General features: G+C 55.3%; 22 protein-coding genes. 17 read left to right on the forward strand and 5 right to left on the reverse strand.

Annotated elements, in window-relative coordinates:
- Together KQX66_RS33600 and mnmL are read right to left on the reverse strand one after the other, a co-directional pair.
- The coding region (locus KQX66_RS33600; RefSeq protein ID WP_438804220.1) for a hypothetical protein at positions 1-224 on the reverse strand (224 nt) is incomplete at its 3' end.
- A gap of 74 nt (positions 225-298) precedes the next feature.
- Complete coding sequence (gene mnmL / locus KQX66_RS33605) at positions 299-1279, reverse strand: tRNA modification radical SAM protein MnmL/YtqA (RefSeq protein WP_216797923.1); 981 nt, start codon at positions 1277-1279, stop codon at positions 299-301.
- Positions 1280-1509: 230 nt separating this feature from the next.
- Here mnmL and KQX66_RS33610 point away from each other — a divergent pair, with 230 nt between their 5' ends.
- Together KQX66_RS33610 and trmB are read left to right on the forward strand one after the other, a co-directional pair.
- On the forward strand, positions 1510-2025 hold the full coding sequence (locus KQX66_RS33610) for a WGxxGxxG-CTERM domain-containing protein (RefSeq protein WP_216797924.1): 516 nt from the start codon (positions 1510-1512) through the stop codon (positions 2023-2025).
- 139 nt (positions 2026-2164) lie between these two features.
- Entirely contained in the window at positions 2165-2905 is a 741-nt protein-coding gene (gene trmB, locus KQX66_RS33615) for a tRNA (guanosine(46)-N7)-methyltransferase TrmB (RefSeq protein WP_216797925.1), read from the forward strand.
- Between the two features lie 56 nt (positions 2906-2961).
- Here the strand turns inward: trmB and KQX66_RS33620 are convergent, their stop codons facing one another.
- Positions 2962-4080, reverse strand: a complete 1119-nt coding sequence (locus KQX66_RS33620; protein WP_216797926.1) for an MGDG synthase family glycosyltransferase — start codon at positions 4078-4080, stop codon at positions 2962-2964.
- A gap of 58 nt (positions 4081-4138) precedes the next feature.
- Positions 4139-4666, reverse strand: a complete 528-nt coding sequence (locus tag KQX66_RS33625; protein WP_216797927.1) for a phosphatase PAP2 family protein — start codon at positions 4664-4666, stop codon at positions 4139-4141.
- Positions 4667-5063: 397 nt separating this feature from the next.
- On the opposite strand from KQX66_RS33625, the gene KQX66_RS33630 reads away from it, so the two are divergent.
- The 11 genes from KQX66_RS33630 (at position 5064) to KQX66_RS33680 (ending at position 16287) form a co-directional block, all read left to right on the forward strand.
- The gene (locus KQX66_RS33630; protein ID WP_216797928.1) at positions 5064-6236 is read left to right on the forward strand and encodes a glycosyltransferase family 4 protein; all 1173 of its coding nucleotides are present in this window, start codon (positions 5064-5066) and stop codon (positions 6234-6236) included.
- Between the two features lie 305 nt (positions 6237-6541).
- Positions 6542-7777, forward strand: a complete 1236-nt coding sequence (locus KQX66_RS33635) for a glycosyltransferase family 2 protein (RefSeq protein WP_216797929.1) — start codon at positions 6542-6544, stop codon at positions 7775-7777.
- Positions 7778-8039: 262 nt separating this feature from the next.
- Positions 8040-8543: a translation initiation factor IF-3 gene (gene infC / locus KQX66_RS33640; RefSeq protein ID WP_216797930.1), complete on the forward strand. Its 504-nt coding sequence runs from the start codon at positions 8040-8042 to the stop codon at positions 8541-8543.
- A 28-nt stretch (positions 8544-8571) separates the two neighbouring features.
- Positions 8572-8772: a 50S ribosomal protein L35 gene (gene rpmI / locus KQX66_RS33645; protein ID WP_025849277.1), complete on the forward strand. Its 201-nt coding sequence runs from the start codon at positions 8572-8574 to the stop codon at positions 8770-8772.
- A gap of 52 nt (positions 8773-8824) precedes the next feature.
- Entirely contained in the window at positions 8825-9184 is a 360-nt protein-coding gene (rplT, locus tag KQX66_RS33650) for a 50S ribosomal protein L20 (RefSeq protein ID WP_025849278.1), read from the forward strand.
- Positions 9185-9418: 234 nt separating this feature from the next.
- The gene (locus KQX66_RS33655) at positions 9419-10726 is read left to right on the forward strand and encodes a sugar phosphate nucleotidyltransferase (protein WP_216797931.1); all 1308 of its coding nucleotides are present in this window, start codon (positions 9419-9421) and stop codon (positions 10724-10726) included.
- 12 nt (positions 10727-10738) lie between these two features.
- Positions 10739-10969 (forward strand): hypothetical protein, encoded by a 231-nt coding sequence (locus KQX66_RS33660; RefSeq protein WP_216797932.1) that lies wholly within the window; start codon positions 10739-10741, stop codon positions 10967-10969.
- Positions 10948-13314 carry a cyclic di-GMP-binding domain-containing protein, MshE-related gene (locus KQX66_RS33665; protein ID WP_216797933.1) on the forward strand — a complete coding sequence of 789 codons (2367 nt, stop codon included), beginning with the start codon at positions 10948-10950 and terminating at the stop codon, positions 13312-13314. The genes KQX66_RS33660 and KQX66_RS33665 overlap by 22 nt, the downstream gene beginning before the upstream one ends.
- A gap of 2 nt (positions 13315-13316) precedes the next feature.
- Positions 13317-14897, forward strand: coding sequence for an ArnT family glycosyltransferase (locus KQX66_RS33670; protein WP_216797934.1), 1581 nt, complete (start codon positions 13317-13319; stop codon positions 14895-14897).
- A gap of 20 nt (positions 14898-14917) precedes the next feature.
- Positions 14918-15904: a glycosyltransferase family 2 protein gene (locus KQX66_RS33675; RefSeq protein WP_216797935.1), complete on the forward strand. Its 987-nt coding sequence runs from the start codon at positions 14918-14920 to the stop codon at positions 15902-15904.
- Entirely contained in the window at positions 15901-16287 is a 387-nt protein-coding gene (locus tag KQX66_RS33680; RefSeq protein ID WP_216797936.1) for a GtrA family protein, read from the forward strand. Before KQX66_RS33675 ends, KQX66_RS33680 begins: the two co-directional genes overlap by 4 nt.
- Positions 16288-16587: 300 nt before the next feature.
- Here the strand turns inward: KQX66_RS33680 and KQX66_RS33685 are convergent, their stop codons facing one another.
- Positions 16588-17766, reverse strand: a complete 1179-nt coding sequence (locus KQX66_RS33685) for a metallophosphoesterase family protein (protein WP_216797937.1) — start codon at positions 17764-17766, stop codon at positions 16588-16590.
- Positions 17767-18721: 955 nt separating this feature from the next.
- Between KQX66_RS33685 and ilvB the strand changes: the two genes are divergently transcribed.
- From ilvB to KQX66_RS33705, 4 genes are all read left to right on the forward strand, one after another.
- Entirely contained in the window at positions 18722-20464 is a 1743-nt protein-coding gene (gene ilvB / locus KQX66_RS33690) for a biosynthetic-type acetolactate synthase large subunit (RefSeq protein ID WP_216797938.1), read from the forward strand.
- Positions 20461-20949: an acetolactate synthase small subunit gene (gene ilvN, locus KQX66_RS33695; protein WP_010499553.1), complete on the forward strand. Its 489-nt coding sequence runs from the start codon at positions 20461-20463 to the stop codon at positions 20947-20949. The genes ilvB and ilvN overlap by 4 nt, the downstream gene beginning before the upstream one ends.
- Before the next feature lie 158 nt (positions 20950-21107).
- Positions 21108-22100 (forward strand): ketol-acid reductoisomerase, encoded by a 993-nt coding sequence (ilvC, locus tag KQX66_RS33700; protein ID WP_010499554.1) that lies wholly within the window; start codon positions 21108-21110, stop codon positions 22098-22100.
- A gap of 161 nt (positions 22101-22261) precedes the next feature.
- Positions 22262-23809: a 2-isopropylmalate synthase gene (locus tag KQX66_RS33705; RefSeq protein ID WP_216797939.1), complete on the forward strand. Its 1548-nt coding sequence runs from the start codon at positions 22262-22264 to the stop codon at positions 23807-23809.
- Positions 23810-24107 lie beyond the last annotated feature (298 nt).

Here is a 24107-nt window from a genome sequence, read left to right on the forward strand (position 1 = left end):
CTCCCGGCTTCGCCGCTGCCTGCGCCGCCCGGGACGGCGGAGCCGACCGCCCCGCCGGGGGCGTTCGCCTCCGCCTTCGGCGGCGGTACCTTCGCCCCGTCCTCCGTCGGGGCGGGGGCCACATTGACCGGCGGCGTCGGCGTCGCCGGATCGTCCGTGCAGCCGGCCGCGAGACATGCCGTGGCCCCGAGCATGAAGCAAACGACTCTCCGTTTGCCGTTCATCGTTCCTCACTCCTCCCGCGGGCCGCCGGGTGCCGGGCGGTCTTACCGGTCCCCGAGCCTGGCGCCTCCCCGGTTCAGGCCAATCCCGAACCGGAACCTTGTGCGCCGTGCGGCCACTTTTTTCCTTGCCACGTATCGCGTCTGCGCAGCTCTTCGTCGAAGGCGTTGAGCACCTCCCACTTTTTCAAGCTCCACATCGGTCCGATCAACAAATCCCGGGGCGCGTCCCCGGTCAGCCGGTGAACGATCATCTCCGGCGGTAGAAATTCCAGCGTATCGACGACGAGCGACACGTATTCGTCTTTTTCCAGAAACCGCAGCAGACCGGCTTCATACTGCTTCACCATCGGCGTTTTGCGCATCAAGTGGAGCAGATGAATCTTGATGCCCTGCACGTCCATCCGTGCGACGGCGTGACCAGTTTCCAGCATCATCTCGTGCGTTTCCTGGGGCAGACCGTAAATGATATGCGCGCAGACCCGGATGCCTCGGGCCCGAAGCTTCGCGACCGCATCCAAGTAGCACTGCGTATCGTGCGCCCGGTTGATCAGCTCCGACGTCCGTTCGTGGATCGTCTGCAGACCCATTTCGACCCACAAGTACGTCCGTTCGTTCAGCTCGGCCAAATAATCGACGACATCGTCCGGCAGGCAATCCGGCCTTGTGGCGATCGATAAGCCGACCACGCCGGGCTGCTGCAAAATCGCTTCATAATATTCGCGGAGCTCCTCAACCGGAGCATACGTATTGGTATAGGCTTGAAAATAGCCGATATATTGCGCTTCCGGCCATTTTTGATGCTGCAAATCGCGGATTTTGTTGAACTGTGTCACCAGATCGTCCCGGCGGCTTCCGGCAAAATCGCCGGAGCCCCGCGCGCTGCAAAACGTGCAGCCACCGGCGGCTATCGTCCCGTCGCGGTTCGGACAAGTGAATCCGGCATCCAGCATGACTTTGAATACCTTGCCACCGAACTGCTGCCGCATTTCGTAGTTCCATGTATGAAAACGTTTATCGCCCCATAATGGCGGTCGGATGATTTCAGCTTGCTTCATCAGGCGAAACTCCTTTTATAAAAAATCGATAAAGCTCGAATAGACTCGAATCGGCTCTTTCGCTGAGCATTACAATATATATTGTACCGAAAAATGGCCTCAAAAGCGAACTTAGTCCTTGACAAAACCCTCCTGCCCTAGAACGGGATAAGAAAACATCGCTTGGCCTATGCTAAGGTTGCAAGGCGTTAAAAACCAATCCAGCTTGAGAAGGGAGATATAATCATACCATGAACAAGTTCGGGAAAACGGTGCTTGCGCTCGCTCTGACGGCTGCTATTGGTACGGGGGGGCAAGCCTATGCGGAAACGGTGGCCACGGGAACCGGGACTTCGTCTACGTATGGAACCACTTCGACCTATGGAACGACGGGCACAGGTACGACGACAGGCACAGCAGGTACGACAACAGGCACAACAGGTACAACAGCAGGCACGACTACAGGCACTACTGGCACAACGACGGGTACGACTACAGGCACAACCGGTACGACTACCGGGGCCGCAACCGGTACGACAACAGGAACTAATTATAACTACAACATGCTGGATCGCATGAATACGTACACCGGTACCACCGACCGTACGGGTTACGGATACGGCGGCAATTATAACACCAACACGTATCGTGCGACCGCCGCTGGCAACAACAATGGCGCCAACTGGGGCTGGCTTGGTTTGCTGGGCTTGCTGGGGCTAGCCGGTCTGCGCAACCGGAACCGCGACGAAGGCGAGTTCCGCAAATAACGTTTTTAACCAGCCTCCTGACCGGTCCATTCGCCTTTGCGGCACGGGCCGGTCTTTTCATTCCCGGTCTTCTGGAGTATAATCGATCAAGACAAAAACGCGCGGTACGATGCGCAAGCGGTTGGAGGAAGGTTGATCTATGCGGTTAAGAGGACGTAAAGGAATCAGGGAAGCGCTGGAGGCGCAGCCGGAGCTGGTCGTGCTGGAGCCGGAGCCGTACAAGGGCCGGTGGGCCGAGCTGTTCGGCAACGACCGTCCTATCCATGTGGAGCTCGGAATGGGCAAGGGGCGGTTTATTAGCGAGCTGAGCGCCCTCAATCCGCACATCAATTACATAGGTGTCGACATGTACGACGAGCTTGTCCGCCGGGCTGGCGAGAAGGCGCATGCTTCCCGCGAGGAGCATGGCGGCGACTTGTCCAATCTGCGGCTCGCGCGTTTTAACATCGAGCTGATCGAAAACATTTTCGCCGCGGGCGAGTTGGAGAGGATCTATCTTAATTTCAGCGATCCTTGGCCGAAAAAAAGACATGCCCGCCGCAGGCTGACCCATGCGAACTTTGTTTATAAATATCAGTCAATCCTGAATGAGCGGGGAGAAATTCATTTCAAAACGGATTCCCGTTCGCTGTTTGAGTTTTCGCTTAACTCGTTTGCCGATTTGGGGCTTCGCATGCGTAACATTTCGCTTGATCTTCATGCGGAAGAAGCGCGGACGGATTTAATCATGACGGAATACGAAACGAAATTCTACAAGCAGGGGATGCCGATTTACCGGCTGGAAGCCGTGATCGGGAAAGAAGCGCTTGCTGCGCATCAGAAGCAGCTGTCCGAACGGCAGGAGCCCGAAACAGGTGCGGAAGACGAAGCAGACCAATAAAACCAACGAAAAAGCCTTGTGCGCCCACATTTGGAGCCACAAGGCTTTTGCCTTTTTTAGCGCGCCAGCACTTCGATGATCGCTTGGGAGCATTGGGCGGGATTGTATGCGCCCTCTCTCCGCGCCAGTCCGGCACGGGTTTGGCGCATTTCGAACACCTTGTTGGTCAGAAGCTGGAACCAATGATCTATGGTCTCTGCCGATTTGATCGGCTCTCCCAAGCCATGCTGCGTGAAATACTGCAGGTTTTCCTCTTCCTGTCCCGGGATCGGCTTGTAGAACAGCATCGGGATTCCTTTGGCAAGCCCTTCCGTGCAGGTCATGCCTCCCGGTTTCGTAATGAGCAGGTCGGAGACGTCCATCCATTTGTCGATTTCTTTGGTGAACCCGAGCAGACGGATGTTCGGATGCCGGAAACGCTCGTCCTCGGCCAGCTCCGCCAGCGCTTTCTCGTTGTTTCCGAGACAGACGACAAGCTGGATCCGGTCGCGCCAAGTGGTCAAGTGCTGCAGGAATCCTTCGTCCTTCACCAGTCCCCAGCCGCCGCCCATCACGAGCACCGTAGGCAAGGTCGACAGGCCGAAGCGGCTGCGAAGCTCTTCCCGGTTGTGCTGCTCCCAGAAGTTCGGATGAATCGGAATGCCCGTCACCTTTACCGTTTCGGACGGTATTCCGCGGCTGAGCAGCTTTTCTTTGACGTCCGGGGTCGACACCAGATACGTGTTCACTTCGGGACTAACCCAGGTGCCGTGAGCGTCGTAATCGGTGATTACGGTGCATAGCGGCACGTTCAAACCGGAACGCTTCAAGCGGGAGATGACCGCACTCGGGAACGGATGCGTGCATACGATCGTATCCGGACGCAGTTGATGGATGACTTCGGCAGCCTGCGCATAAAAGATACGATGAAGCGCAAGCTGGGTAAAACGGTTTAACGATTTTTTGTATTGGGAACGATACATCAGCCCATAAAGTTTGGGTTGAGTCGACACGGTCTTGCGGTAAGCGGTAAGAATCCATGGAGCCAGCGTCGGATGCAGAAACGTGCCGAGCTCAAGTACGCGAGTCTGGACTTCGGGCGAGAGCATGCGAAGGCTGTCGGACAGTGCGTGAGCCGCTTGCGTGTGACCGGCGCCGAAGCCTTCGGATAATAACAAGACCCTCTTTTTACGCATAGGCGCTTCACCCAACCTTGTACCAAATGGAATTTACACAAAATTAACATTAATGCTTTTAGCCCAAAATTGCAACGGCCGACAGGGCCGTTACGGTTCCGATCAGCAGCCCGGCCAAACAGTCGGACGGGTAGTGGAGTCCTAGATATATACGCGACAGACCGACGAGTGATGCAACAGGAAGCAAAATAATAGCGATCCACGAATGAACGAGCATGAGCGGCACGGTTACGGAGAATACGGCCGTCGTATGGCCGGACGGGAACGAATGATCCGTTAACGGTTTTTTGCATGTGTGTGTGCCTTTCAGCACGAGATAAGGCCGAAGCCGCGGATATTTCTTCTTAATGATCGCGACGGGCACATGACTGACCGCCAGGGCGATACAGCTCTCGATACCGGCTATTCTCCATACCCCCTCCGTAAACAGAGCGACGCAGAGCGCGATGATAATCATAGCCGTAGCGCCCCCCAGGTGGGTGATCGCATTAAAAAAGTAATCCAGCGCAGAGTGCTGAATACGTTGGTTCACGAAGAAAAACATCCGGTGCTCATGCTTTTGCAGCCACGAAACGACACGGCTCAAGGGAACAACGCCTCCTTGCAGTGTGGGATAAGCTGTCTGGCCAGCTCATATATAAGTGTAGGGGGCAAATGTTATAGGAATATAAAAACAATATAAAAGGTAAATTTAATCTTCCATTGATGCTGCGCTAACATTGCCTCGTTACAATCACTTTTGACGACGGCCGTTCGGCTTCCCCTTCAACGATGAAATAATTTTTGAAAAATGTGCTAAAGCGAAGGTTGCATTCCATGCTCTGAAAAGCTTCGTTTTCATACAACATAAACGCTTCCGGTACCGGTTTGGTTTCAAAAAAGGCCTGTTTTGTGCGCTTGTACAGGCCAATGCTTCCGATGTAGTTTTGTTTCCACCAACTTTTTAATAGTTGATGTTTCACAAAACTTGGAGGAGGTTAAACATGAGAGTAGCCCTATTTACGGATACGTTCGTACCGGACGTGAACGGGGTAGCGAAGACGCTCGGCAGGTGGGTTAAGTTTCTTGAAGTGCGCGGAGTGGCTTGCAAAGTGTTTGCGCCGCATAGTCAATCGGCAGCCGAATCCGATCAATGGTTGGTAGAAAGATTTGGCAGCATTCCCTTCTTATTGTATCCGGAGTGCCGTATGGCTATCCCTAATCCGGTCAACCTGGCCAAGTCGCTGAAGGCGTTCGCTCCCGACCTGATTCATGTCGCCACGCCGTTTAATTTGGGATGGATCGGGCTTCAGTATGCCAAGCGCCATCAGGTGCCGGTCGTTGCCTCGTACCATACCCACTTCGATCAATACCTTGTTTATTATAAGCTGCAATGGATGGAGCCGCTGCTCTGGAAATACATGCTGTGGTTTCACCAGGATTGCCGCAAAATTTATGTTCCGTCCCGTTCGACGCTCCGGCATTTGCAGGAAAAAGGACTGAAATCGCTGGAAATTTGGTCCCGCGGTGTGGAAATGAACCGGTTTCACCCGTTTGTCAACCGGGAAGAAGTGCTGCGGACTTGCAACCTTTCCCCGTCCACATTCGTTATATTATATGTCGGGAGGTTGGCGCCGGAGAAAAGCGTCGATGTTCTTCTTCGCGCGTTCGATTCGCTTCCGGGCGAGGTGCGCAGCCGGTCGCACTTGATCGTGACCGGGGACGGGCCTCTGCTGCGGCCCATGCGGGAGCAGCTTGCGGGCAGGGAAGACGTGACTTTTACGGGCTTCCGCCAAGGAAAGGAACTGAGCGACTTGTACGCCGCTGCGGATGTCTTTGTGTTTCCGTCGGCGACGGAAACGTTCGGCAATGTCGTGCTGGAAGCGATGGCTTGCGGGACGCTGGTTGTCGGCGCGGATGCCGGAGGCATCGGGGAATCGATCGTGCATGAGGAAACCGGGCTGCTCTGCAGACCGGAGAACGTGCCGGATTTCGCCGAAGCGATGCTCCGGCTGTACGAGGACCGCGGGCTGGGCGCAAGGCTCGGTCAAGCCGGACGGGCTTACAGCTTACGGCAGTCTCGGGATGCGATTTTCCACAGGCTGTACCAGAGCTATTGCCAAGTCGTGCGCGAAGCCGGGACAATGCGGCAGAAGGAGGCCGTCTTTTCCAAATGACCGCTTTTCCGTTTGGGGTTTCAGAAAGTTTTTTCCAGCTGGCGCTTATAAAAAGTTTGAAAATCGATGAAAATAAGACGTAAAAAGATGGATAGTAAAGAGTCTTGCCGGAATTCCTGCCGAATTTCCCGGAAAAACAAAGATCCGGCCGCAGGAAGCCACTTGGCGGTTTTGACAAATCGGACCAAAGAGAGGAAAATCATATTCGGCGACCCTCGTAATCTAATCCACACCATCGAAAAAATTTTTGAAGGCGCTAAGAGAAACAGACATAAGGGGTACATACAAAAAAAGGGGGATGTTTCATGTTGGACAGTATTCTGTTAGGCCTCCAGATTGTTTTGGCTATGATTGGAGCCTACCAGCTGGTTCTGACGTTTTTCGGTTGGTACCGCCGCAAAAATCAAATTGATCATGCGCCTCAAAAAACGTTTGCCGTTCTTGTAGCGGCTCACAATGAGGAGCAGGTTGTCGGGGCGCTTATCGAGAACTTGAAGAATCTTGACTATCCGAAAGAACTATATGATATATTCGTGATTTGCGATAACTGCACCGACAATACGGCTCAGATCGCCCGCGACATGGGCGTGCACGCCTGCGAACGCAACAATCCGAAGCTGAGAGGCAAAGGCTACGCGATCGAGTGGATGCTCAAAGAGCTGTGGAAAATGCCGCGCGAGTACGATGCCGTCGTCATGTTCGACGCCGACAACCTCGTCAGCACGGATTACCTGCAGCATATGAACAACGACTTGTGCAACGGTTCCAAGGTTATTCAGGCTTATCTGGATACGAAGAATCCGCACGATTCCTGGATCACTGCCGCTTACGCGGTAACCTACTGGTACTGTAACCGTCTTTGGCAGCTGCCGCGGACCAACCTTGGTCTGGCCAACTATTTGGGCGGCACGGGAATGTGCTTCGAATCGAGCCTGCTGAAGGAAATCGGCTGGGGGGCGACAAGCCTCGTCGAGGACCTGGAGTTTACGATGCGCTGCGTGATGCGCGGCGTCAATCCGACGTTCAACTATTACGCGAGAGTGTACGACGAGAAGCCGCTCACGTTCAAAGCTTCGGCGCGCCAGCGGCTCCGCTGGATGCAAGGCCATTTCAACGTGGCCAGACGCTACTTCTTCCCGCTGTTCTGGAAAGGGATCAAGGAAGGCAGCTGGGCGAAGATCGATACGGCCGTTTATGCGCTCAACGTTTACAACCTGTTCATCGGTTCGATCGTTACCGTGGTGCTGTGGATCGATATGACGCTTCCGGGCGTTCCGAACTTTAGTTCCTTGTTCCAGATTGCGCCGAGCTTCTTTGCGATATTCTCGGTGTTAACGTACGCCCAGTTTGTGATCGCGCTGATTTTGGAGAAAGCGCCTTGGAAATCGTATAAGTACCTGATTACGTTCCCGCTCTTCCTGCTGTCCTGGTGGCCGATCACGTTCTACGCGTTTTTCACGCAAAACAACAAGCAGTGGAGCCATACCGAGCATACCCGCGTCATCCGGCTCGAGGATATGCAGAGCAAGCAGGCCAGCTAGCGCAAGCCGCTAAAAAAATCAGAATTCGCTGTTGACTATAGTCAATGGCAATGGTATATTAATTTAGTGCAAAAGAAGAAGCGCCCGCTTCTCACCTGTCCGACCTTGGTTGGCTGGTTATGACTGAGAGTGACTTTGTTTGATTGATCCGTTTTCGAACGGACCAGTCACCATTGGACCTAAAACCAAACGTGGGCGTTTAACGCCCGCGTATTTTTTTTGTAAAATTTTTTGGAGGTGGCAGGTTATCAGTACAGAGCACATGATTAACGATGAAATTCGGGCGAGAGAAGTTCGTTTGATTGATGCGAACGGAGAACAGCTCGGCATCAAGCCGATCCGCGAAGCGCTGCAAATTGCGCTTGATCAGAATCTGGACTTGGTGAACGTGGCGCCTACGGCGAAACCGCCGGTTTGCCGGATTATGGACTACGGTAAATTCCGTTACGAAACGCAGAAGAAAGAGAAAGAAGCCCGTAAGAATCAAAAGATCGTCGAGCTGAAAGAAATTCGTCTGAGCGCGACGATTGACGAGCACGATTTCCAAACGAAACTGCGCAACGTTGTGAAATTCCTGAACGATGGCGATAAAGTAAAGCTGTCCGTCCGTTTTCGCGGCCGCGAGATCGCTCATGCCGATATCGGTCAACGCGTTCTGGAGCGCATGGCAGCCGAAGTGGAAGAGCTGTGCATCGTTGAGCGCAAGCCGAAGCTGGAAGGCCGGAGCATGATCATGATCTTGGCGTCGAAGCAGCAGCAACAGTAAAATCTCATTCTTTAAGGAGGAACACCCCATGCCAAAAATGAAAACTCACAGCAGCTTGAAAGATCGCTTCAAAATTACAGGTACCGGCAAAGTAAAACGCTACAAAGCGTATAAAAACCACCTGCTGTCCGGCAAATCCGCTCGCCAAAAACGCGTTTTGGGCACGAATCCGGTTATGCATCCGGGCGATGTAAGACGCCTGAAGCAGCAGCTCGCTAACATTAAGTAATCCCGTTCGTCTCGAATTCGCATACTTACAACATTTCTGGAGGTAGATTGTCATGGCAAGAGTGAAGGGCGGATTTATCCGTACGCGTCGTCGTAAAAAAATATTGAAACTTGCTAAAGGTTACTTTGGCTCGAAACATAGACTGTTTAAAACGGCAAAAGAGCAAGTGATGAAATCCTTGCTTTACGCATACCGTGATCGCCGTCAGAAAAAACGCGATTTCCGCAAACTGTGGATCGTGCGGATCAATGCGGCAGCACGTCAAAACGGTCTTTCCTACAGCAAGCTGATGCACGGCCTGAAACTGGCTGGCGTCGAAGTAAACCGCAAAATGCTGGCGGATCTCGCCGTTAACGATATCAATGCGTTCAACTCTTTGGCAGAAACCGCCAAGCAAAAGGTGAATGCATAAGGCACGGTTTTCAACCGGGCCTGCCCAATACACCCCTTGTAACGATGCGTACAACCGTGTCCTTGCAAGGGGTGTTTGTTTGGTATTAACGTAAGGCTAACAAGTGGATCGGTTTTTATGAAATTTTGACTTTTGGCTAATATTTGCTAAATAAAATTTTAAAACGATTATGCTATTATACTAGTATTCTTAAAACACGAAACGAATTGTTTCGCACGGAAAACAGGTGAACGGATGAACATTATTTTGCTGTCCGGAGGTTCGGGAACGAGGCTGTGGCCGCTGTCGACGGAGCGGCGCTCCAAGCAATTCATACGGTTGTTTCATGACGAAACGGGGCGCCCGGTCTCCATGCTGCAGCAGGTATGGAAGAGGCTCGGCAGCAGAGGGCTTCACCAATCGGCCGTTATCGCCACTTCCGCCAACCAGCGGGAGACGATTCAGGAGCAGCTCGGATGCGAAGCGGATCTGGTGCTGGAGCCGGAGAAGCGCGATACGTTTGCGGCCATCCTGCTTTCGGTCGCTTATCTGTGCTCGCATCGCGGCGTATCCCGTGACGAGCCGATCATCGTTATGCCCGTAGACGGACGGACGGAGGATTCGTTCTACGACAGGCTGCTGCAGCTGCCCGAGACGTTGACAAGCTCCGGCGCAAACCTGGCTTTGATGGGTGTCCGGCCTGATTTTCCGTCGCAGAAATACGGATATATGGTCCCGGAGGGGGACAGCGGAGCCGATACTGCGTTGACGATCCGCGCTTTTCACGAGAAGCCTTCGAAGTCGGATGCTGTTCGTTATATCGAACGAGGTGCGCTTTGGAACTGCGGCGTGTTTTGTTTCCGCGCCGGGTATTTAATGGACCGGCTGAAAGCCGTGGGGCTTCCGGAAGCGTATGAGGAGCTGCTTTTGTCGTACGACCGGATCGAGAGCCGCAGCTTCGACTATGCCGTCGTGGAACGGGAGGAGCGGATTGTGGCGCTCGCATACGAAGGACCGTGGAAGGACCTCGGCACGTGGTGCGCGCTGACGGAGGAAATGAATCGGCCTCTGATCGGTCCCGGATATATTGGGGAGGAATGTGACAACGTTCACGTAGTGAACGAGCTTGAGGCGCCGACGATTGTGCTTGGCTTGTCCGATGTCGTCGTCGCGGCAAGCCCCGAGGGCATTTTGGTGACGCATAAGGAAAGCAGCTCCCGCCTGAAAGAAGCTCTCGATCGCATGGGGCGGGAGAGGAACAACGATAAAAAGGCGTCCTCCGAGCGGACGGTGGACAGCTCCGCCTTCCCGGACGGGACCTCGGTAACGACGCGCCGCATTCATCTGGAAGCGGGAGAGGAGCTCGTCACCGCCCCGTCTGCCGATGTACGGCGTATCGTCTCATGGACCGTTCTGCACGGCAGGTGCCGTCTGTTCCAAAACGGCCGGGAGCTGCCGGCAGCCGTCGGAAGAAGCGTCGTGCTCGGGGAAGAAGATAGCGCCAGGCTGAAAGCGCTGGACCCGCTTGATCTGATCGAGATTATTACGGAATGTCATGCATAAGGGGAGAGACTCGTGAGAGTAGACAAGGCTTTGTTCGGTTATAAAGTTGATCAGGTACACCGATACGTCTCCTCGCTTGAAGCGGAGCTCAAGCTTCTGGAGGAACGGCAGCAAGAGGAAAGCGCAGCATATGAACGGACGGAAACGGAGCTATTGGACGAAATCGCCGACTTAGAGCAGGGATTGACCGAATTGGAGCGTATGGAAGCGGGTCTGAGGCAATGGATTCAAAGAAACGGGTAAAGAGAAAGCCGTACGGGCGCACGCTGTTTGGACTCCGCAAGAGCGTGACCGACCGGTTCGTCGACGAGCTGGAAGCACAGGTCCGGGAGAAGGAAGAACAGCTGAACCGGGAGCGGAGCCGGCGGCAGGAGCGGATCGGCGAGCTGCAAGCACGGGCACAGGAGCTCAAGGCGCAGATCGAGAGCAAGGATCGTACGGTGCAGCAGCTTATCGCAGCGAAGATGGAGCTTATGGAACGGCCCGGCTTCGAGCCGAAGCTGGACGATGAGCCTGCGGACAAGCCCAGGCTGCGTCTTGGCGACCGGCTGGTAGCCGAGGGGCTGGTGACCCCTGAGCAGCTCGAAACGGCGATGGAGCGGCAGCAGAAATTCGGCGGCCGTCTGGGCGATATTCTGGTGGAGCTGGGCTTCACTCCGCGGGAGCGCATTGCGCCTATTCTGCATCAGCAAGGAAACAAGGGTCGACTTGGCGACATGCTGGTCGAAACCGGCGCCATTACGAAAGAACAGCTGGATAGAGCGCTCGAGTTTCAACGCAAGAGCGGCGGCTTGCTCGGCGACATTTTGATGTCGATGCGCTTCATCGAGCCGGAGAAGCTGTACCGTCACATCGCTACGCAATACAATCTCGGACGAATTGGTTCGGAATATATGTTCGAGGAAGTGAACAAGCTGCCGGAGGCGATGGCCCGGCAGTACGATGCCGTCGTCATTCACCAGGACGCGAATCGCTATCTGGTAGCCGTCGGCCATCCGCTGACGGACGAAGCGGTCGTTACGATCGAGAACATGCTGGGCATGCCGGTGCAGCAAGTGCTGGCGACAAGGGAGGAAATGGAATATTTCTGGAAGGAAGCGTACCAGTCCGAGCTGCTGCACGAGAGCACCCAGAAGCTGGCCGACGAGCAGCCGCAAAATTCCGCGCACATCACGTTTACGAAGCCGCAGTTGACGGTCATCGGCATCTGCGCGTTCCTCGTTCTGCTCAGCTTGGGGCTCGATTGGCTGCATACGTTGATCGTCATCAACATAGCCGTGCAGCTGTTTTATTTTGCGATGACGCTGTTCAAGTTCATGATCATCATGTACGGAACCCGCGACTTCGCGCAAATCCGCTTCAAGCAGGAAGAGATCGACGCCATCGACGAGCGGACGCTGCCCGTCTATACGATTCTCGTTCCGATGTACAAGGAGAGCGAGGTCATCCCGCACCTGCTGCACAATATCGAGCAGCTTGATTACCCGAAGGCGAAGCTGGATGTGCGGCTCCTGATCGAGCAGGACGATATCGAGGCGCAGGAGATTTTGCAAGGGATGAAGCTGCCGCCTTATTACACGACGATCGTCGTGCCGCACAGCTTGCCGAAGACAAAGCCTAAGGCCTGCAACTACGGGTTGATCCGCGCGCGTGGCGAGTATGTTGTCATCTACGATGCCGAGGACCGGCCAGATCCCGATCAGCTCAAAAAGGTGCACGCCGCTTTCATGAGAAGCCCGGAGAATACGGCATGCATTCAAGCCAAGCTCAATTATTTCAACAGCGATCAGAATCTGCTGACCCGCTGGTTTACGCACGAATACAGCATGTGGTTCGAGCTGCTGCTGCCCGGCGTGATGCAGCTTAATATTCCGATTCCGCTTGGCGGGACGTCGAACCATTTTAAAATGTCGGTGCTCAAAGAGATCAACGCCTGGGACCCGTACAACGTGACGGAGGACGCGGACCTTGGCATCCGGCTGTACAAATCGGGCTACAGCACGGCGATCGTCGATTCCCGGACGTGGGAAGAAGCCAACAGCCGCGTCGGCAACTGGATCCGGCAGCGTTCCCGCTGGATCAAGGGATATATGCAGACGTGGCTTGTCCATATGCGCAACCCGGTACGGCTGTGGCGGGAGCTCGGGCCGAAAGGATTTTTGGGCTTTCAGGTGATGGTGCTCGCCACGCCGATGCTGCCGCTGCTTAATCCGTTTTACTGGATTATGCTGGTGCTGTGGTATGGCTGGAAACTCGCCTGGATTCCGCAGTTTTTCCCCGGCATTATTTATTATTTGGCGGCGGCGGAGTTTCTGATCGGCAATTTCCTGTTCGTCTTCAGTAATGTTGCGGGAGTGTACTGGGTTATTCACGATCTTGAGAAGCGCGGAGACCGCACGTTCTCCTATGGGCTCGTCAAATACGCGCTGTTGACGCCGATCTATTGGGTGCTGATGAGCATTGCGGCCGTGAAAGCGGCTTGGCAGCTGATTACGAAGCCGTTTTATTGGGAAAAAACGACGCACGGGCTGGCGAAGCAAAATCATCCGTCTGCCCCGGGCGGCGGCGTGTCGCAGGGAGGTGGCTGACGATGGAGGTCCGCTTGCCGAAAAGCGTCTATTGGGGCTTGTTTTTGTTCATTTTCTCGCTGGAATTCGCCGCCGGCTACTATGTGAGCCACGTCATCGGCTACGTGCATTCGGACGCGATGAGCCGGGTGGCAAACGCCTTCTACGTGCTCTACAGCCGGGACCCGCACCTGGCCGCCATCGGCTTCGTGTGGAACCCGCTGCCCAGCCTCATTGAGCTGCTGTTTCTGCTGCCGTACCATTGGCTGCCGGAGCTCGCTTCGTCGGCGCTGGCCGGTGTGCTCATGAGCAGCGTGTTCGCCGGGATGACGGCGGTGCTGCTGGCGCGGGCGGCGGTCGATTTCGGGCTGTCGCGCGCGTTCGCCGTGCTGCTGAGCCTGAGCTTCAGCTGCAACCCGTTCATGTTCCTGTTCGGCGCGAACGGACTTAGCGATGCGCCGTTTATATTTTTCATCATGTATGCGGTCATTCATCTGACGCACTGGATTTACGGGCGTCGCGTCGGCAGTCTGATCAAAGTAAGCTTTGCGCTGGCGCTCGCTTTCTGGACCCGATACGAAGCGGTGCCTCTGGGAGCGGCGGTCGCTCTGGCCATCATCCTGATCGTTCTGCGGATACCGCCGACGGACCCCCGGATCGACCTGCCAAAGCGGCAGTACGGAATGCTGCACAAGCTGTTCCATATCGAGGGAACATGGTCGATGGTCATGGCGCCGGTTATATTCTCCGGGCTGCTGTGGCTTTGGTTCAATTACAGCATCATGGGGGACGCGCTTTATTTCCTGCGTTCCGAATACTCGAACGTGGCTCAGGCGCAAGGGCTGGCGACCGAGCAGACCTTTGTGGACATGATGGGCAATCCGCTGCTCGGTCTGCTGTTTGTGGCCAAGAAAACGGCCTATTATTCGCTTCCGCTGGCTTCCGTCGTGCTGCTGAGGCTCTGGAACCGGCGCTGGTTCCTGTGGGACCTGCTGGTGCTGCTGTTGCTGTTCGTCTCGATCGTCGCGCTGCAGTTCCTCATGCTCATGAAAGGAACGTCTTACGGCTGGTTTCGTTATTTCATGTACGTGTTTCCGATCACCGTGGCCTGGCTGCCGTATGAGCTTGCCCGGGTGAAACGGTCCTTCGTCAATTACGGAATCGTGCTGGCGGGGATGCTGGGAGCCTGCGTCGTGCTCGGGTATGCCTGGACGAACCCGCAGATTGCGCCGGACGAGAACAAGTTTTTGCATGCGTCGCAGTATGCGGCTTCCCAGCAGGTGGAGAAGGAGATTGCCCATTATTTGGATACGGAGCTTAGCGGCTACAACATTTTGATGGATTCGTATTCCGCTTACTCGGTCATTCTGAACAGCAGGCATCCTGACCAATTTTTGATTACCAGCGATTTCGAATTTACTCCTTCGCTGAAAGACCCGGTCGGCCGGGGCGTCGATTTTATTCTTACGGCGAAGCCGGACAAGAGCTCGGCGCTAAGTGCCGAGGAGCGGACGTACAAAGATTTCTACGAGAAGGGCACGGAATGGACGGAGCTGTATAAGGAATTCGGGGGCAAATGGAGATTGTACAAGGTGATTCGTTAGCAAGAGGGAGGCGGGGAAACGTGGAATGCGCGGAGCCCGAGATTACCGTCATTATACCGGTTTATAACGAGGAAATTCATATTTACCGCTCGCTGGAGCATATTGAAGAGGAACTGAAGCGACTGACGGCCTCTTACGAGATCATCGTCATCGATGACGGTTCGCGGGACGGAACATGGGAGCAGCTGATTTTGTCCGGGCAGCGTTCGCCCCGGCTTACCGCGCTGCGGCTGAGCCGCAATTTCGGCAAGGAGCTGGCGCTCTGCGCCGGGCTGGAGCATGCGTTGGGACGGGCGGTCATTATTATGGACTCTGACCTGCAGCACCCGCCGGCGCTGCTTCCCGAGATGGTCCGGCTGTGGCGCGAGGAAGGTAAGGAAATCGTAGAATGCGTCAAGCAGGACCGGGGCAAGGAGTCGCTGGATAAGGCGGTTGGCTCCGCGCTGTTCTACAGCATCCTCAACCGGCTGTCCGGCTTCGATCTGCGCGGCGCGTCGGATTTCAAGCTGCTGGACCGGAAGGTCGTGCAGGCATGGCGGGAAATGCCGGAGCGGAACACGTTTTTCCGCGGGATGACGGCATGGCTCGGCTTCAACCGGGCGCAGATTTCGTTCGAGGTGCCGGAGCGGGCGGACGGTCACAGCCAATGGAGCTTTCTCGGCCTCATGAAGCTGGCGGTGAATGCCGTGGTGGCATTTTCTTCCATTCCGCTGCGATTTGTCAGCCTGTTCGGGATCGTGTTCCTGCTCGGCGCCGCCGTGCTCGGGGTTCAGACGCTGTATCAAAAAATCGTCGGCAACGCGGTGACCGGCTTTACGACGGTCATCCTGCTGCTGCTGGTCATCGGCAGCGTCATTATGATTTCACTCGGCATTATCGGCGAGTACATCGCCTCCATTTACAACGAGGTGAAGGGAAGGCCGCGGTACTTGGTCAGCCAGCGCATCTTCAGCGAAGCGTCCGCAGCGGCCGGCGAGGAAAGCCGCCGGGTGGGCGAGGTTTCATGACGCTGCGGCTGCTTTTTCGGTACGGCATCGTCGGGCTGCTCGGCACGGCGCTTCATTTTGCGGCGCTGTTTGTGCTCGTCGAAGCGGCGAAGCTGCATCCGGTGCCGGCCTCGGCGCTCGGGTTCGTGCTTGTGCTGTTGGTATCGTACGCGCTGAATCGGCGCTGGACGTTTCAGGCTTCCGCATCGGGCTGGAAGCCGCTTGCCAAATATACGGTCGTGTCCGTCGCGGGTCTGCTGCTCAATACCGGTCTGATGTATTTGGCCGTGGACCGGCTGCACTGGCATTATGCCGTTGGCCAATGTCTCGTTGTCGTTGCCGTGCCGCTGTCGAACTTTTTGTTTAATTATTACTGGACGTTTCGCGAAAAAAAGGTCCGGTGAATAAGAATCCGCCGAGCGGCCTGAGAGTGTTGAGAAAGTGATCATTGGGAGAATAGAGGTGTACGAATGGGTGAGGTATCCACTTCCGACCACTGTTGTCATCGGGAAATTTTGATTGGAAGCCGCTTATCAGCGGACATTTCCCGAAGACAAAGGTGGCCGCTATCGCTTCTCCAGTGGATACCCCACCTACGTATATATCTCTATTTTTGTTTAGACCACTTTCTCAACAAGCTCGAGCCGCCGAGCGGCCTGTTCTTATTCACCGGACCTTAAAAAATATAGCCTGCCGGCTGCTGATTATTTTTTCTGAGCTGCCGGCACGGTAAACTGCGCTTCCGGAATCCACTGCTTCCGGTAAAAATCCCTGCCCTTGATCCGGACACGATCCGGATACACCTCGACGTACAGCCCTTCGCTCTCTTCCCTGCCCTTCAGCTTTTCCGCTCCTTTGCCGTCGCTCGTCCACGTTTCGGACACCGAGGCGGTGTTGACCATCGTGAAGCCGTCCCGCACCAGCGTATCCGGCTGATTCAGCTCCCAGTGCGAGTGGCTGCTGAAGTAGATGACCTGCGGATACTGCGACAAGATCGCCTTCAGCTCCTCGTGCTGAATGACGGCCCGGCTGTTCGTGCAGCAGAAATGCGTTCCCGATACCGTGGCAGGCAGCGGCTGGTGCAGGAAGACGAAGACCGGCTTGTTCGAGCCGGCGTCTTTTTTCAGCGTCTGCCTCAGCCATTCCAACTGCTCGGGTGACAAATAAGCGTCCTCCGCATTATTCTGGTCGGACTGCCGGTACCGCTCCGAGCCAAGGAAGATAAAGTGATAGCCCTTGATCGTCTTCTCGTGGTAGACCTTGTTCTCACCGGAGAACGCGAGAAAACGGGAAATCGACTCCTGCTCCGTTTCTCCGTTCGGGAAGCCGTCCGGGTTCCAACGGGTACGGCTGCTGTACCAGGCTTTGTAAAACTCGTGGTTGCCGATATTGTACAAGACGCTCTCCGGATGCGGCGCGCTTTGCATGAGCTCCTTTAGCTTGGCATAGTCCTCGGGCATGCCTTCGGTTAAATCCCCGTTGATCACGAGCGTGTCGGCCGACGGATTGATTTCGTTCAGGTCGTTCAATACGCGAACCAGCTTCTCGTGCGACGCATTCTCCCACGATTGAACGTGGATATCGCTGATGACGGGAAAGGTCAGCACCGGACTGCCGTCGGTTTGGGGCTGAACGCTTCTGGCGGCCGCGTCTTGCGGCGGCTTCGTTTGCGGAGCGGAGCCGGAGATAGCCGTCGGCGGGGCCGGCGACACGGCTTCGCCGCCCAGGAGCGGGCCGGATGCGGTGGAGGCTTGGCTTATGGCTTGTCCCATGCTGGTTGCCATCAGTTCGGAACCCATGGCAAAAGGAGCGGCTGCAGCGGTTGCAAGGGCGCCGGAGATCAAGGTGATGGACAGGACGGCGGATTGCAGCAGGTCTCGCATGAAATCACTCCTTTTTCTTAGTTGCGCTTTTTTTGTCTTTTCGGTCTTTTATATACTTCGGCGTACGGCTCCCCCGTTTTGACCCATTACGGTAAACTTTTCTACATCATGGCTAGTATTGGCCCGAAGCCGCAAGATTGAAGACGAGTTCGCTTTGGTAAAAGTTTCAGTGTATCCAATTTTCGGTCGGCCTTTCTCCATTTCTTGGTCGCGGGGCTCCTTTTTAACATAACCAAAGTTTGTTATTGCTTCGTCAAGCTGGCAAGAATTGTTTGTGAAACCAACGGGAGGCATTCACAAAATCTTTATTTGATGCGACGGAAATCGGCAGCTATGAGTAGGGAAAGCCTGCAAACGGGCTTTCCGAAAGGGTCTTTGGTCCGGCTTCGTGTAAAGAAACCGCAAACGCCGTCTCCGACTTGGGCGGGAGGGCCCGGATCAAGGGCGTTTACGCGTCCGTTTTTTCGGTTGGAATGATGCTTGACTAAAAAATCGATTCGGCATATAATACAAAAAAACACATCAGAACTATCGGCTATGAAGAGGACGAAGTTATAAGGGCTCTTATGTTCAGAGAGCAGTGGAGATGCTGAAACCAATGCCTTAACCCCTTATGTACGAGCTCACCTCGGAGCTGTTTTCCTGAAAGCTTTTCGCATAACATCAGGCTTTACCGCTTGAAAGCGACAATGTTACTAGGGAAAATCGGACTTGGCACACGTTACCGTGCCGAAGGTAAGAGACGCGAATTTACGGGTCGTCATCGTGCTAGCCGATGAGGATTGCTGCGGCGCGCATTACCTGCTAAGGTTATTTGCCGCGAGGCATCTAACAAATTCTGGGTGGTACCACGGAAGATTAACCCCTTTCGTCCCGTCAGACGCACATGCTGCGTTTGGGGATGAGAGGGGTTTTTTAGTCGTTTGTCGGATTATCTGAGAGGAGGCCAATATTCATGATCGTCCAAACCACACAAAAGTCAAAGGAACAGCTTCGCGAAGAGCTGCTGAAGCCGGACGTCATTACCGGTTCGGAAATGCTGCTTCGCAGCCTGCTGCTGGAGGACGTGGATTGCGTCTTCGGTTATCCCGGCGGAGCGGTCTTATATATTTACGATGCCATGCACGGCAATCCGGATTTTAACCATTTGCTGACGCGGCATGAGCAAGGCGCGATTCACGCAGCCGACGGGTACGCCCGTTCGACCGGCAAGGTAGGCGTCTGTATCGCCACCTCGGGTCCGGGGGCAACGAACCTCGTTACCGGGATTGCGACGGCTTACATGGATTCGGTGCCGCTCGTGGTCATCACGGGCAACGTTGCGACATCGGTGATCGGTACGGACGCGTTCCAAGAGGCGGACATTACCGGCATCACGATGCCGATTACGAAGCACAGCTACTTGGTGCGCGACGTGAATGATTTGCCGCGCATTATCAAAGAAGCGTTCCATATCGCTTCGACCGGCCGCAGAGGCCCGGTTCTGATCGATATTCCGAAAGACGTTTCGAACGATACGGCGCCGTTCTATTATCCGGAGAAGGTGGACATCCGCGGCTACAATCCGACGGTGCAGCCGAACAAGCTCCAGGTCGACAAGATGCTGGAAGCGATCGCCGAGAGCGAGCGTCCGGTGATCATTGCGGGCGGCGGCGTTGTCTACGCGGATGCGGCAGAGCAGCTGCTCGAGTTCGTCAACAAAACGCGGATTCCGGTCGCCACGACGCTGCTTGGCTTGGGCGGCTTCCCGAGCGCGCACGAGCTGTGGCTCGGCATGCCGGGGATGCACGGAACGTACACCGCCAACAACGCGCTGCAAAACTGCGATCTGCTGATCGGCATCGGCGCCCGGTTCGACGACCGCGTCACGATGAAGGTGGACGGCTTTGCGCCGAAGGCGAAAAAAATTGTCCACATCGACGTGGACCCGGCGGAAATCGGCAAAATCGTCGAAACGGCCATTCCAGTCGTCGGCGACGTGAAGGCTGCGCTGCAGCTTGCCAACCTGAAGGCGAAGCCGTCCCGGTCCGAGAAATGGATCGAATGGGTGCAGGAGACAAAGCGGAATTTCCCGCTGCGCTACAAAGATTCCGATACGGAGCTGAAGCCGCAGTACGTGATCGAGATGATCCACGAGACGACCAAGGGCGAAGCGATCGTGACAACGGACGTCGGCCAGCATCAGATGTGGGCGGCGCAGTATTACAAATTCAATCATCCGCGTTCCTGGATCACCTCGGGCGGCCTCGGCACGATGGGCTTCGGATTCCCGTCGGCGATCGGCGCGCAGAAGGCGCACCCGGACCGGCTGGTCGTCTCGATCAACGGCGACGGCGGCATGCAGATGTGCTCCCAGGAGCTGGCGGTTTGCGCGATTCACCAAATTCCGGTCAAAATCGTCGTCATCAACAACCAGGTGCTTGGCATGGTGCGCCAATGGCAGGAGATCATTTACGACAACCGGTACAGCCACATCGACCTGGCCGGCAGCCCGGATTTCGTAAAGTTGGCGGAAGCTTACGGCGTGAAGGGTCTTCGTGCGACGAACAAAGACGAAGCCCGCCAAGCTTGGCAGGAAGCGCTTGATACCCCGGGTCCCGTGCTCGTCGAATTCGTCGTCCGGAAGCACGAGAACGTGTTCCCGATGGTAACGCAGGGCTCGACGATAGACCAAATGTTAATGGGGGATTCGGAATGACACGCAAACACACCATATCCGTTCTAGTGAACAACCAGCCCGGTGTGCTGCAGCGCGTATCCGGCCTGTTCGGCCGCCGGGGCTTCAATATCGAGAGCATTACGGTGGGCGAGTCCGAGGAAAAAGGGCTCTCCCGCATGGTTATCGTCACGACGGGAGACGACAAGACGCTGGAACAGGTTTCCAAGCAGCTCTATAAGCTGATCGACGTGATCAAAGTCGTCGACCTGAGCGCCCATCCGATGGTGGCGCGCGAGCTGGCGCTGATCAAAGTAAACGCCGAGCCAAGCATGCGGCCGGAAATTCTCGGCGTCGTCGAGACGTTCCGCGCGGCGGTCGTCGATATCGGTCCGAGCTCGCTGATCGTGCAGGTGGTCGGGGATTCGGAGAAAATCGAAGCCATGACCGAGCTGCTCAAGCCTTACGGCATCAAGGAGCTGTCTCGCACCGGCGTAACGGCGATGATTCGCGGTATGAATAAATAATTCATTTTTCGTTTTGCTACTAATATCAAGATGATCCTGTGAGCGGGGGCTCATGCGGATGACGGGGCCAACCCGGCCGACGGTCCGAGCTTCCTGTCCCCCGTCGTCCGTTCGAGCACCCGTTCACAGGGTTTAATTCAAAGGAGGAGCTATTATCCATGGCAGTTACGATGTACTATGAAAAAGACGCTGATTTGAACGTATTGAAAGGGAAAACGATCGCCATCATCGGTTACGGCAGCCAAGGCCACGCCCAAGCGCAAAACCTGCGCGACAGCGGCTTGAAAGTCATCATCGGACTTCGTCAAGGCCGTTCCTTCGAGCAAGCGAAAAACGACGGTTTCGAAGTTTACTCCGTAGCGGAAGCGACTAAGCTTGCCGACGTCGTACAGCTTCTGATGCCGGACGAAACCCAAGCGAGCGTATACAAAAACGAAATCGAACCGAACCTGAAGCATGGCGCAGCTATCATGTTCTCCCACGGCTTCAACGTTCATTTCGGCCAAATTCAACCGTCCGCGGATAAAGACGTATTCCTCGTCGCTCCGAAATCGCCGGGCCACATGGTTCGCCGCGTGTACGTCGAAGGCTTCGGGGTTCCCGGCCTGATTGCGGTTGAGCAAGATGCAAGCGGTCAAGCGAAAGCTATCGGCTTGGCTTATGCCAAAGGGATCGGCTGCACCCGCGCGGGCGTTATCGAAACCTCGTTCCGCGAAGAAACCGAAACCGACCTGTTCGGCGAGCAAGCCGTTCTGTGCGGCGGCGCTTCCGCGCTTGTCAAAGCAGGCTTCGAAACGCTGGTGGAAGCAGGCTACGCGCCGGAAATGGCTTACTTCGAGTGCTTGCACGAGCTGAAGCTGATCGTTGACCTGATGTACGAAGGCGGTCTCGCGACGATGAGACATTCCATCTCCAACACGGCGGAGTATGGCGACTATGTCACAGGTCCTCGCATCATTACGGAAGAAACGAAGAAAGAAATGAAACGCGTCCTGTCCGACATCCAACAAGGCAAATTCGCCCGCGACTTCATTTTGGAGAACCAATCGGGCCGTGCGTTCCTGACAGCTACCCGCCGTCTGGAAGCCGAGCATCCGATCGAGCAAGTCGGTTCCCAGCTGCGCGAATTGATGCACTGGATCAAGAAGTAATTCGGCAGACGATTTCAACCTATAACGGAGAAGCGGCATAAGGTCGGCTTGAAGCGGCGCAGGGAAATGGACAACAAGAGATCCGATCCCTGTCCGTTTCGGGTCGCACCTTTTTCTGTTTTAAATGCAAGTCAATTCCAAAGGAGGCGCAGCCAAGACCCATGAGAAAAATTTATATTTTCGATACGACGCTTCGTGACGGCGAACAGTCGCCGGGTGTCAACCTGAATATGCAGGAAAAAGTTGAGATTGCGCTGCAGCTTGAGAAGCTCGGCGTCGACCGGATGGAAGCCGGCTTCCCGGCGGCCTCTCCCGGAGACTTGGCGGGCGTCAGCGCCGTAGCCCGTGCCGTGAAAAATGCCTCGGTTATCGCCCTGTCGCGCTCCCGCGAGCAGGACATCGAGGCGGCCCGCGAAGCGCTGAAGGATGCGCAGGACCCGTGTCTGCATTTGTTCCTCGCTACTTCGCCGATTCACCGCCAGCACAAGCTGCGGATGGAAAAGCATCAAGTGCTCGAAACGGCGGAAGCGGCGATCCGTTACGCGAAGAAATATTTCAGCAAAATCGAGTTTTCGCCGGAAGATGCCGGCCGCACCGAGCTCGATTTTCTGTGCGAAGTCACGGAGATGGCGATCCGCGCCGGCGCGACGGTCGTGAACATCCCGGATACGGTCGGTTACATGATGCCTTATGAATACGGAAACATTTTCAAGACGTTGAAAGAGAACGTACCGGGCATCGAGAAAATTCAGCTCAGCGCGCACTGTCACGACGACTTGGGCATGGCGACGGCGAATGCGCTGGCGGCGATTCTGAACGGAGCGGACCAGATCGAAGGGACGATCAACGGCATCGGCGAACGCGCGGGCAATACGTCGATCGAGGAAGTGGCGATGGCGCTTGAGACGCGTCAGGAGTTTTTCCAAGCGAAGACGACGCTCACGCTGTCCGAGATTGCCCGTACGAGCCGTTTGGTCAGCAAGCTGACTGGTATGGTCGTGCCGGGAAACAAGGCGATTGTCGGCGCCAATGCGTTCGCGCACGAATCCGGTATCCATCAGGACGGCATGCTGAAGGAAAAGACGACGTACGAGATTATGTCGCCTGAGACGATCGGGCTCAAGGAAAGCAAGCTGGTGCTCGGCAAGCACTCCGGACGCCATGCGTTCCGCGAGAAGCTGGTCGACCTCGGCTACAACCTCGACGACGAGCATGTGAATGCCGCATTCGCCAAGTTCAAAGACTTGGCTGACAAGAAGAAGAACGTCACGGACGAAGACATCGTCGCGCTGCTCGAAGAGAAGCTGATCGAGACGCCCGAGGTGTTCTCGCTGGAGACGATTCAAGTCTCGTACGGCAATCAATCGACTCCGACGGCTACCGTGCGGATCAACTTGCTCGATGGCGGTCACCTGGAAGAAGCGGCCGTCGGCAACGGCTCCGTCGATGCAATCTACAAAGCGATCGACAAGGCGACCAAGGAAGAAGTCGAGCTCGACGACTATTCGATTCAATCGGTTACGCACGGCAAGGATGCGCTTGGCGAAGTGCACGTGGTGCTGAAGCAGGGCCATTACGCCGTACTCGGCCGCGGCGTTAGCACGGACATCCTCGAAGCGAGCGCCCGCGCGTACGTGGACGCGATCAACCGCTTGATCGAGAAACGCAAAAGCCCGGCTCGCAGCCGCGATAATGTGACGTTGATATAAGAAGTAAGTACATGTACTTGTTTATTTTTGCCGGCGCCTTGAGTGCCGGCTTTTTTCATTCAATCATCATGATTCCCGAACCTTATTCCGACACCTGCAGACTGAGTTTATGTAAAAAGATACTATATACTTGGAACTAAAGAAACGCATTTCAATGGCCGATATATAATGTATGATATCCAAGAGATATCTCCTTTAGAGGGAGAGGTATGATAGTACCCTGCCTTTAACAAAAGGAGAGTTTTTGTTCAAGATGTTTCTTGAACAAATTTCTTTTTAAAGTGGATCCGTTTCAGCT

This window comes from Paenibacillus oleatilyticus (assembly GCF_018998565.1).
GTDB classification, from domain to species: domain Bacteria; phylum Bacillota; class Bacilli; order Paenibacillales; family NBRC-103111; genus Paenibacillus_G; species Paenibacillus_G oleatilyticus.

Coding starts and splice junctions, on each gene's coding strand:
- mnmL (WP_216797923.1), bottom strand. CDS start 1,279: ATGAAGCAAGCTGAAATCATCCGACCGCCATTATGGGGCGATAAACGT.
- KQX66_RS33610 (WP_216797924.1), top strand. CDS start 1,510: ATGAACAAGTTCGGGAAAACGGTGCTTGCGCTCGCTCTGACGGCTGCT.
- trmB (WP_216797925.1), top strand. CDS start 2,165: ATGCGGTTAAGAGGACGTAAAGGAATCAGGGAAGCGCTGGAGGCGCAG.
- KQX66_RS33620 (WP_216797926.1), bottom strand. CDS start 4,080: ATGCGTAAAAAGAGGGTCTTGTTATTATCCGAAGGCTTCGGCGCCGGT.
- KQX66_RS33630 (WP_216797928.1), top strand. CDS start 5,064: ATGAGAGTAGCCCTATTTACGGATACGTTCGTACCGGACGTGAACGGG.
- KQX66_RS33635 (WP_216797929.1), top strand. CDS start 6,542: ATGTTGGACAGTATTCTGTTAGGCCTCCAGATTGTTTTGGCTATGATT.
- infC (WP_216797930.1), top strand. CDS start 8,040: ATGATTAACGATGAAATTCGGGCGAGAGAAGTTCGTTTGATTGATGCG.
- rpmI (WP_025849277.1), top strand. CDS start 8,572: ATGCCAAAAATGAAAACTCACAGCAGCTTGAAAGATCGCTTCAAAATT.
- rplT (WP_025849278.1), top strand. CDS start 8,825: ATGGCAAGAGTGAAGGGCGGATTTATCCGTACGCGTCGTCGTAAAAAA.
- KQX66_RS33655 (WP_216797931.1), top strand. CDS start 9,419: ATGAACATTATTTTGCTGTCCGGAGGTTCGGGAACGAGGCTGTGGCCG.
- KQX66_RS33665 (WP_216797933.1), top strand. CDS start 10,948: ATGGATTCAAAGAAACGGGTAAAGAGAAAGCCGTACGGGCGCACGCTG.
- KQX66_RS33670 (WP_216797934.1), top strand. CDS start 13,317: ATGGAGGTCCGCTTGCCGAAAAGCGTCTATTGGGGCTTGTTTTTGTTC.
- KQX66_RS33680 (WP_216797936.1), top strand. CDS start 15,901: ATGACGCTGCGGCTGCTTTTTCGGTACGGCATCGTCGGGCTGCTCGGC.
- KQX66_RS33685 (WP_216797937.1), bottom strand. CDS start 17,766: ATGCGAGACCTGCTGCAATCCGCCGTCCTGTCCATCACCTTGATCTCC.
- ilvB (WP_216797938.1), top strand. CDS start 18,722: ATGATCGTCCAAACCACACAAAAGTCAAAGGAACAGCTTCGCGAAGAG.
- ilvN (WP_010499553.1), top strand. CDS start 20,461: ATGACACGCAAACACACCATATCCGTTCTAGTGAACAACCAGCCCGGT.
- ilvC (WP_010499554.1), top strand. CDS start 21,108: ATGGCAGTTACGATGTACTATGAAAAAGACGCTGATTTGAACGTATTG.
- KQX66_RS33705 (WP_216797939.1), top strand. CDS start 22,262: ATGAGAAAAATTTATATTTTCGATACGACGCTTCGTGACGGCGAACAG.